This window comes from Pseudoxanthomonas sp. GW835-FHT14C01 (assembly GCF_058793715.1).
In genome coordinates, this window is record NZ_JBXAGB010000004.1 from 317,428 (window position 1) to 326,214 (window position 8,787).

An 8,787-nucleotide genomic window follows, 5' to 3' on the forward strand; every position below is an offset into this window, starting at 1 on the left:
GAAAGGTTGACCGGTGGAGTCCTCATCATGCCCGCGGCGGCGCGATCAACCCAAGCGGCGCTGCACGATGCGGGCGAACACGCTGGCGGCGACCGGCAACAGTTGGTCGTCGAAGCGGAACGTCGGGTGGTGGCACATGGCGCTGTCCATGCCCAGGAACAGATAGGCGCCCGGCCACTGTTCCAGCATGTACGAGAAATCGTCGGAGAACGGGTACGCGCGCATGTCGGTCTTCACGTTGTCCGCACCCAGCACGTCGGCGATCGCCTGGGCCGCCAGCGCCGCCTGTTCGGGCGAGTTGATGCAGGGCGGACAGGAATGCGGGATCTGCAGATCGATCCTGCAGCCGGACATCTGCGCGTAGCCTTCGCACAGGGCGCGCAGGCGCTTGAGCAGTTCTTCGTGCACGTCCTTGGACAGCGAGCGCATCGTGCCGCTCAGCGACGCCGTGGACGGAATGATGTTGTGCGTGGTGCCCGCCTGCAGCTTGCCGACGTTGATCAGCGCCGCTTCCATCGGGTCGATGTGGCGCCCGACGATGGCGCTGATCTCGACGGCCAGGCGCGCCGCGACCTGCAGTGGATCGTTGGCACGGTGCGGGGCGGCGGCATGCCCGCCGACGCCTTCGATCTCGATCTCGAACACCGCCAGCGACTGCAGCGTCGCGCCGGTGCGCACGCTGGCCTCGCCCCCCTTGAGCGCGGGCATGTTGTGGAAGGCGTAGACCTCGTCGCAGGGCCAGCGCGTGAACAGGCCGTCCTCGACCATCTTGATCGCACCGCGACCGCCTTCTTCGGCCGGCTGGAAGATCAGCACCACGCGGCCCGTGGCCGGCGGATGGGCCACCAGGTACTGCGCCGTGCCCAGCAGGGCCGAGGTATGGCCGTCATGGCCGCAGGTGTGGGCCACGCCCGGGCGCTGCGACCGGAACGGCAGGTCGCTCTGTTCGTCCATCGGCAGCGCGTCCATGTCGGCGCGCAGGCCGATCGACATGCCCGGCTTGCCGCTGTCGATGACCGCGACAACGCCGGTGCCGCCCAGGCCGGTATGCACGTCCAGACCGAGACCCGTCAGGACCTCCGCCACCAGGGCGGAGGTCCGCTCCTCCTCGAAGCCCAGTTCGGGCCAGGCATGGATGCGGTGGCGCCATTCGGTCATGCGGGGCGCGAGGGCAATCAGGGGATCGAGCACGGCGGCCATGCGGGCGGGAACTCCACTACTTAAGGTCCGGATGAGGCGATCAGACCAGAGTCTCCCCGGGCTTGTCAAACATAATTTCGATATTTACGCGACAACCGTCCAGAATTCGTGCATGATCCGCCTCGATCGATTGACGAATTTCGACTTTTTGACTTAGCTTCACCGCCCAGAGCCGCTACGCAGCGTCGTGGCACACCTCGGGAATTTCGTAAATCCGAATGGAATCCATCACGGCCCCCCCATGACCAACCCTGCCGCACAGCCTCATTCCGCCACGCTTCCCGTCGTGACGCATTACATCGGCGGCCAGCCGGTGACCTCGTCCCGGCCCCCGTTCGCCAACATCGACCCGGCCACCGGCCAGGCCGTCAGCCACGTGCACGAAGCCGATGCCGACACCGTCGACCGCGCGGTGCAGGCCGCCCGCGCCGCCCTGCGGGGGCCGTGGGGCAAATTCACCGATGGCCAGCGCGCCGCCGTGCTGCGCAAGGTCGCCGACGGTATCCGCGCGCGTTTCGACGAATTCCTCGCCGCCGAGGTCCGCGACACCGGCAAGCCGGTCGACCTGGCCAGCCATCTCGACATTCCGCGCGGCGCCGCCAACTTCGACGTGTTCGCCGACCAGATCGCGCAGTCGGCCACGGAAGCGTTCCGCTCGCCGACACCCGATGGCGGCACCGCGATCAACTACGGCCTGCGCACGCCGCGCGGCGTGATCGCGGTGATCTGTCCCTGGAACCTCCCGCTGCTGCTGATGACCTGGAAGGTCGCGCCGGCGCTGGCGTCCGGCAACACCGTGGTGGTGAAACCGTCGGAAGAAACGCCCAGCACCACCACCTTGCTGGCCGAAGTCATGAACGAGGCCGGCGTGCCGCCGGGCGTGTTCAACGTGGTGCACGGGTTCGGCCCCGACAGCGCGGGCCAGTACCTCACCGAGCATCCCGGCGTGAACGGCATCACCTTCACCGGCGAGACGCGCACCGGCACCGCGATCATGAAGGCGGCCGCGGTCGGCGTGCGTCCAGTGTCCTTCGAACTGGGCGGCAAGAACGCGGCGCTGGTGTTCGCCGACTGCGACCTGGATGCCGCCGTCGCGGGCGTGACGCGCTCGGCCTTCCTGAATTCCGGCCAGGTCTGCCTGGGCACCGAGCGCATCTATGTCGAACGCCCGATCTTCGACGCGTTCGTCCTCAGGCTGAAAGCGGCGGCCGAGGCACTGAATCCCGGCGATCCCTGGGACGAGGACACCAGCTTCGGTCCGCTGATCAGCCAGCAGCATCGCGACAAGGTGCTCTCCTACTACGCGCGTGCGCGCAACGAAGGCGCCACCGTCGTGACCGGCGGCGGCGTGCCGCAACTGCCGTCCGCACTCTCCGGCGGCTGGTGGGTGGAGCCCACCATCTGGACCGGGCTGCCGGCCGACTCGACCGTGCTGACCGAAGAGATTTTCGGGCCGTGCTGCCACATCACCCCGTTTGATCGCGAAGAAGACGCCATCGCCGCGGCCAACGACACGCCGTACGGCCTGGCGACGTCGATCTGGACGCGTGATGTGTCGCGCGCGCACCGCGTGGCGGCGTCGATCGAGGTCGGCATCGCCTGGGTCAACAGCTGGTTCCTGCGCGACCTGCGCACTGCGTTCGGTGGCGCCAAGCAGTCGGGCATCGGCCGCGAAGGCGGCGTGCACGGCCTCGAGTTCTACACGGAGTTGCGCAATGTCTGCATCAAGCTCTGACGCCGTCCGCCAGGCGGCGGACCTGCTCGGCCACGCGCTCGATGCGCGCACGCCGTGCGACCCGGTGAAGCCGCTGATCGAAGCGGACGGCATCGACGCCGCGTACGCCGTACAGGCGTTGCTGACCCGAGCGGCCGAAGCCACGGGCCGCCGCATCGTCGGCCGCAAGGTCGGCCTGACCTCGGTCGCCGTGCAGAAGCAGCTCGGCGTGGACCAGCCCGATTACGGCATGCTGTTCGACGACATGGGCTATGGCGATGGCCAGGAAGTGCCGCTGTCGCGCCTGATCCAGCCCAAGGTCGAAGCCGAGATTGCGTTCGTGTTCGAACGCGACCTGGAGGTCGAACAGCCCACGCTGGGCCACGTGCTCAACGCCGTCGGCTACGTGCTGCCGGCCATCGAGATCGTCGACAGCCGCGTGCGCGACTGGAAGATCAGCATCTTCGACACCATCGCCGACAACGCGTCGTCAGGACTGTACGTGCTCGGCGGCACGCCGAAGAAGGTCGACGCGTTCGACCTGCGCCTGTGCGGCATGAGCCTGGAAAAAGCCGGCGAACCGGTCTCGGTCGGCTGCGGCGCCGCGTGCCTGGGCAATCCGCTCAACGCCGTGCTGTGGCTGGCGCGCACTGCCGCGCGGACCGGCCGACCGTTGCGCGCCGGCGACGTGGTGCTGTCCGGCGCACTGGGTCCCATGGTGCCGGTGAATGCCGGCGATGTCTTCGAAGCGCGCATCTCCGGCCTGGGCCGGGTGTCCGCCACCTTTTCGCGGGAGTGATGCGATGGGCAAGATGAAGGTCGCCATCATCGGGTCGGGCAACATCGGCACCGACCTGATGATCAAGCTGCTGCGGCAGGGGCGGAACGTGGAGATCGTCGCGATGGTCGGCGTGGATCCGGAATCGGATGGCCTGGCGCGCGCACGCCGCCTCGGCATCGCCACCACGCACGAAGGACTGGAAGGACTGCGCGCGATGCCTGAGTACCGCGACATCGCGCTGGTGTTCGATGCCACCTCGGCCGGCGCGCATCTGCGCCATGCCGAACGGCTGAAGGCCGACGGCAAGCGCGCCGTCGACCTGACGCCCGCAGCCGTCGGTCCCTACGCGGTGCCGGCGGTCAATCTCGACGAACACATCGACGCCGGCAACCTCAACATGGTGACCTGCGGCGGCCAGGCGACGATCCCGATCGTCGCTGCGGTGTCGCGCGTCGCGTCGGTACGCTACGCCGAGATCGTCGCCAGCATCGCCAGCAAGTCGGCCGGCCCGGGCACGCGCGCGAACATCGACGAGTTCACCGAGACCACCTCGCGCGCGATCGAAACGGTCGGCCACGCGGACAAGGGCAAGGCCATCATCGTGCTCAATCCCGCCGAGCCGCCGCTGATGATGCGCGACACCGTGTACTGCCTGACCGAAGGCGGTGACGAGACGGTGATCCGGGATTCCATCCAGTCGATGGTCGCCGCCGTGGCCGCTTACGTGCCGGGCTACCGGCTCAAGCAGGACGTGCAGTTCGAGAGGCTGGACGCGGCGACCTGTGCCGCGATCCTGCGCCATCCGGCGGCTGCGGCAGGCTTCAAGGTTTCCGTCTTCCTGGAAGTGGAAGGTGCCGGCCACTACCTGCCCGCCTACGCCGGCAACCTCGACATCATGACGTCGGCCGCGCTGGCCGCAGCCGAGCGCATCGCCGAACTCGCCCACTGCCAGGAGGTCGCGTGATGGCTGCTCCGAATGACGGGACCCTGTACATCCAGGACGTCACCCTGCGCGACGGCATGCACGCCATCCGCCACCAGTACGGCCTGGGCCATGTGCGCGCGATCGCGCGCGCACTGGATGCCGCCGGCGTCGCCGCGATCGAAGTCGCGCATGGCGATGGCCTGGCCGGCTCCAGCTTCAACTACGGGTTCGGCCGCCACAGCGACCTGGAATGGATCGAAGCCGTCGCCGACAGCGTGAAGCAGGCCAGACTGACGACGCTGCTGCTGCCGGGCATCGGCACGGTGCACGACCTGCGCGCGGCGGTGAAGGCGGGCGTGCGCTCGGTGCGCGTCGCCACCCACTGCACCGAGGCCGATGTCGCCCGCCAGCACATCGAGGAAGCGCGCCGGCTGGACATCGACGTCGCCGGCTTCCTGATGATGAGCCACATGACGTCGCCCGACGCACTGGCCGAACAGGCGAAGAAGATGGAGAGCTACGGCGCTTACTGCGTGTACGTGACCGACTCCGGCGGCGCGTTGACGATGGACGCCACCCGCGACCGCGTGCGGGCGTTGCGCGATGCGCTGAAGCCGGAAACGCAACTCGGCATCCATGCCCACCACAACCTCTCGCTGGGCGTGGCCAATTCGGTCGTCGCGGTCGAGCATGGCGTCACCCGCGTCGACGCGTCGCTCGCCGGCATGGGCGCCGGCGCGGGCAACGCGCCACTGGAAGTCTTCATCGCCACCGCCGAACGCATGGGCTGGAAGCACGGCTGCGACCTGTTCACGCTGATGGATGCGGCCGAAGACCTGGTACGTCCGCTGCAGGACCGGCCGGTCCGCGTCGATCGCGAGACATTGAGCCTCGGTTATGCGGGCGTGTATTCGAGTTTCCTGCGCCATGCGGAAAAAGCCGCGGCCGACTACGGACTGGACGTGCGCTCGATCCTGATCGAACTGGGCGAACGCCGCATGGTCGGTGGGCAGGAAGACATGATCGTCGACGTCGCGCTGGATCTGCTGGCGCGCAAGAACACCCGGGTGGAAGCCGCATGATGCAGTACGACCTCGCCTCGCTCGCCGAACGCCTCGACGGTGCCGCGCACGCCGCCACCGCCACGCCGCAGCTGGAGGAAGCGCTGACGCTGGAACAGGCGTACGCCATCCAGCGCCTGAGCATCCAGCGCCGCCTGCAGCGTGGCGAACGCCGGATCGGCATGAAGATGGGCTTCACCAGCCGCGCGAAAATGGTGCAGATGGGCGTCTCGGACATGATCTGGGGCCGGCTGACCTCGGGCATGCTGGTCGAGGACGGCGGCAGCATCCGCCTGCGCGACTACGTGCATCCGCGCGTCGAACCGGAGGTCGCCTTCCTGATCGGTCGCCCGCTGTCCGGCCGCGTGACCGCCCCGCAGGCGCTCGCCGCGGTGGACGCGGTGGCGCCTGCGCTGGAGATCATCGATTCGCGCTACCAGGATTTCCGCTTCTCGCTGACCGATGTCGTCGCCGACAACAGTTCTTCGTCCGGGTTCGTCGTCGGACCGTGGCATGCGGCCGCGACGGATCTGGACAATCTCGGCCTGGTGATGGCCTTCGACGGACGTCCGCAGGCCTTCGGTTCCACCGCCGCCATCCTCGGCCACCCGCTGCGCTCCCTGGTCGCCGCCGCGCGCGTGGTGGCGGAGGCGGGCGAAACCCTGCAGCCGGGCGATATCGTGCTGGCCGGTGGCGCCACCGCCGCCAGCGCCTTGCTGGCCGGCATCCATGTGTCGCTGGAGGTCGAATCGCTCGGCCGCTGCGGCTTCAACGTCGAGGCGTAATCCATGCCCATCCTCCATGCCCACATCCTCGCCGGCCGTACGCAGGAACAGCAGCAGGCCTTCGCCCGCGCCGTGACCGAGGCCGCCACCACGCATCTCGGCGTCCCCGCCACCGCCGTGCGCGTGCTGATCCACGAGATTCCGCCGGCGCAGTGGTACACCGCCGGCGAACCGAAGGGGCCACCGCCCGGCGCCGGCTGACGCTGCAGCCGTCATCGACGACGTTCCGCGATCCTCCGACTCTCCGAACACGAGCCGCCGCCCATGTCCGACGCATCGACCTCCTCGTCCGCTGTGCCCACGGCGTTTCCGCCGAAGCTGTGGCGGCTGGTGCTGGTGGTCCTGGTGGCGACGGCGGTGGCGGAGTGGATCGGGGCGATCAACATCCCGCTCGGCCCGGCCAGCATCGTGATCCTGCCGATGCTGATGACGCTGTTCGCGACCACCGCGCTCGCCGCGTGGCACGCGCGTTTTCCGGCGGCGCTGCAACTCGGGCTGCCGCTGCAGCACTACGCCGACAAGCTGCTCGGCACCGCGCTGCTGCTGTTCATCGTCAAGCTCGGCCTGATGGCCGGCTACAACATCGAGGCCCTGCGCAAGGTGGGCTGGGCCCTGGCCTTCCAGGAGCTCGGGCACGCCTTCGGCACGATGGTGCTGGCGCTGCCGCTCGCATTGCTACTCGGCATCAAGCGCGAGGCGGTCGGCGCCACGTTCTCCATCGGCCGCGAAACCGCGATGGTGATCATCGGCCAGCGGTACGGCCTGCAATCGGCCGAAGGACGCGGCGTGCTCGCCGAGTACATCACCGGCACCGTGCTTGGCGCGGTGTACCTGTCGCTGCTGGCGAGCGTCGTCGCCGCGACCGGCCTCTTCGACATCCGCTCGCTGGCGATGGCGGCGGGCATCGGCTCCGGCAGCATGATGGCCGCCGCGCTCGGCCCGATCACGCACGGACAGTCGCCGGAGTTCGTGCGCGAGCTGACCGCCATCGCCGGTGCGGCCAACCTGATCGCGGGCGTGGTGGGTTTCTACTTCGCCGCCTACATCACGCTGCCGGCCTGCAGCTGGCTGTACGCGCGGCTCGAGCCCGTACTCGGGCGCACCGCGCTCGCACGCAGCGCGCCGTCCACCAGCGACCTCGACGTGGCCGCCGCGCTCGAAGGCGAGGACGACCGACCCGCGCTGCGCGACAGCCTGCTGGCGCTGGCGCTGATGGCCGTCGGCATCACGATCAGCAACGGGATCGGGTACGGCGTGGCGCCACTGCAGACGCTGCCAGGCGTGGCGATCATGGTCGGCATCGTGCTGGTGGGCCTGCTGCTCAAGCAGGTCGTGCGCAAGCTGCCGCTGATGCTGTTCCTCGCGATCGGCGCGACGCTGGTGACCCTGCCCGGTGGCTGGCCACTCGCCGGCCGCGCGGCGGAGTTGATCAACCAGGTGCAGTTCATGAGCATCACCACCACCGTGCTCGCCCTCGCCGGCTTCGCCGTGGCGCGCAAGCTGCCCATGTTCCGCCGGCTCGGGTGGCGCATCGTGGTGGTGTCGCTGATCGCGGCCACCGGTGCGTTCCTCGGCTCGGCCGTCATCGCCGAGCTGTTCCACTGATGTCGTCGATGCGGACACCGGCGGCGCCAGCACCGGCCGAGTGGGCGCGCGCGGTGCGGCTGCTGCATTGGCTGGGCGTGCTGCTGATCGTGGCGGTAGCGTCGATCGGCCTGGTGATGGGCGACCTCGAACGCGGCACCGACCTGCGCAAGACGATGTACGGACTGCACAAGTCGCTCGGCATCACCGTCCTCGCGCTCGCCGTTGTACGCATCGCCGTGCGCGCCATGACGCGTGCGCCGGATCCCCTCGCGGGACCGGCCTGGCAGCTGCGTGCGGCCCGCATCAGTCATGTCCTGCTCTACACGCTGCTCTGCGCGATCCCGCTGTCGGGCTGGCTGCTCAACTCCGTTGCAGGACAGCCGCTGCCCTGGTTCGGACTGGTGGACCTGCCGGCCCTGGCGGCGAAGAACGCCGACCTGCGCAAGCCGGTCGACACCGCCCATGTCGTGCTGTTCTGGACGCTGGTCGTGCTGGTCGTCGTGCATCTGCTGGCGACGATCCACCACCAGGTCGTCCGCCGGGATGGCCTGATGTCGAGGATGTGGCCGTCGCGGCGCGCCCGTTTCTGCGAAGCGGAGGCGCGTGATCGTGCATAGACTGCCGGCCCCGGTGCTGCGCGATACGCGGATCCGTTGAATGGCAGTCAGCACGTTCGACCTGTTCAAGATCGGCATCGGTCCGAGCTCTTCGCATACGGTCGGACCGATGCGGGC

Annotated in this window: 10 protein-coding genes; 9 read left to right on the forward strand and 1 reads right to left on the reverse strand. The window is 68.8% G+C overall.

The window, feature by feature from the left end; genetic code table 11:
- Positions 1–45: 45 nt before the first annotated feature.
- Entirely contained in the window at positions 46–1,200 is a 1,155-nt protein-coding gene (locus AC1Q5B_RS19270; RefSeq protein ID WP_492633054.1) for an amidohydrolase, read from the reverse strand.
- A 241-nt stretch (positions 1,201–1,441) separates the two neighbouring features.
- Here AC1Q5B_RS19270 and AC1Q5B_RS19275 point away from each other — a divergent pair, with 241 nt between their 5' ends.
- The 9 genes from AC1Q5B_RS19275 to AC1Q5B_RS19315 form a co-directional block, all read left to right on the forward strand.
- Positions 1,442–2,935, forward strand: a complete 1,494-nt coding sequence (locus tag AC1Q5B_RS19275) for a 2-hydroxymuconic semialdehyde dehydrogenase (protein ID WP_492633055.1) — start codon at positions 1,442–1,444, stop codon at positions 2,933–2,935.
- On the forward strand, positions 2,916–3,713 hold the full coding sequence (locus AC1Q5B_RS19280; protein WP_492633056.1) for a 2-keto-4-pentenoate hydratase: 798 nt from the start codon (positions 2,916–2,918) through the stop codon (positions 3,711–3,713). The genes AC1Q5B_RS19275 and AC1Q5B_RS19280 overlap by 20 nt, the downstream gene beginning before the upstream one ends.
- A 4-nt stretch (positions 3,714–3,717) precedes the next feature.
- On the forward strand, positions 3,718–4,659 hold the full coding sequence (locus tag AC1Q5B_RS19285) for an acetaldehyde dehydrogenase (acetylating) (protein ID WP_492633057.1): 942 nt from the start codon (positions 3,718–3,720) through the stop codon (positions 4,657–4,659).
- Complete coding sequence (dmpG, locus tag AC1Q5B_RS19290; RefSeq protein WP_492633058.1) at positions 4,659–5,702, forward strand: 4-hydroxy-2-oxovalerate aldolase; 1,044 nt, start codon at positions 4,659–4,661, stop codon at positions 5,700–5,702. The genes AC1Q5B_RS19285 and dmpG overlap by 1 nt, the downstream gene beginning before the upstream one ends.
- Positions 5,699–6,466, forward strand: coding sequence for a 2-keto-4-pentenoate hydratase (locus AC1Q5B_RS19295; protein ID WP_492633059.1), 768 nt, complete (start codon positions 5,699–5,701; stop codon positions 6,464–6,466). Before dmpG ends, AC1Q5B_RS19295 begins: the two co-directional genes overlap by 4 nt.
- A 3-nt stretch (positions 6,467–6,469) precedes the next feature.
- Positions 6,470–6,667, forward strand: coding sequence for a tautomerase family protein (locus AC1Q5B_RS19300; RefSeq protein WP_492633060.1), 198 nt, complete (start codon positions 6,470–6,472; stop codon positions 6,665–6,667).
- A gap of 63 nt (positions 6,668–6,730) precedes the next feature.
- Complete coding sequence (locus AC1Q5B_RS19305; RefSeq protein WP_492633061.1) at positions 6,731–8,071, forward strand: DUF3100 domain-containing protein; 1,341 nt, start codon at positions 6,731–6,733, stop codon at positions 8,069–8,071.
- Positions 8,071–8,670 (forward strand): cytochrome b, encoded by a 600-nt coding sequence (locus AC1Q5B_RS19310; RefSeq protein WP_492633062.1) that lies wholly within the window; start codon positions 8,071–8,073, stop codon positions 8,668–8,670. Before AC1Q5B_RS19305 ends, AC1Q5B_RS19310 begins: the two co-directional genes overlap by 1 nt.
- 40 nt (positions 8,671–8,710) lie before the next feature.
- The coding region (locus AC1Q5B_RS19315) for a serine dehydratase beta chain (RefSeq protein WP_492632792.1) at positions 8,711–8,787 on the forward strand (77 nt) is incomplete at its 3' end.

Bases quoted from the DNA above. Each gene is read 5' to 3' on its own strand.
- AC1Q5B_RS19285 (WP_492633057.1), top strand. From the start codon at position 3,718: ATGGGCAAGATGAAGGTCGCCATCATCGGGTCGGGCAACATCGGCACC.
- AC1Q5B_RS19280 (WP_492633056.1), top strand. From the start codon at position 2,916: ATGTCTGCATCAAGCTCTGACGCCGTCCGCCAGGCGGCGGACCTGCTC.
- dmpG (WP_492633058.1), top strand. From the start codon at position 4,659: ATGGCTGCTCCGAATGACGGGACCCTGTACATCCAGGACGTCACCCTG.
- AC1Q5B_RS19275 (WP_492633055.1), top strand. From the start codon at position 1,442: ATGACCAACCCTGCCGCACAGCCTCATTCCGCCACGCTTCCCGTCGTG.
- AC1Q5B_RS19310 (WP_492633062.1), top strand. From the start codon at position 8,071: ATGTCGTCGATGCGGACACCGGCGGCGCCAGCACCGGCCGAGTGGGCG.
- AC1Q5B_RS19270 (WP_492633054.1), bottom strand. From the start codon at position 1,200: ATGGCCGCCGTGCTCGATCCCCTGATTGCCCTCGCGCCCCGCATGACC.
- AC1Q5B_RS19300 (WP_492633060.1), top strand. From the start codon at position 6,470: ATGCCCATCCTCCATGCCCACATCCTCGCCGGCCGTACGCAGGAACAG.
- AC1Q5B_RS19305 (WP_492633061.1), top strand. From the start codon at position 6,731: ATGTCCGACGCATCGACCTCCTCGTCCGCTGTGCCCACGGCGTTTCCG.
- AC1Q5B_RS19295 (WP_492633059.1), top strand. From the start codon at position 5,699: ATGATGCAGTACGACCTCGCCTCGCTCGCCGAACGCCTCGACGGTGCC.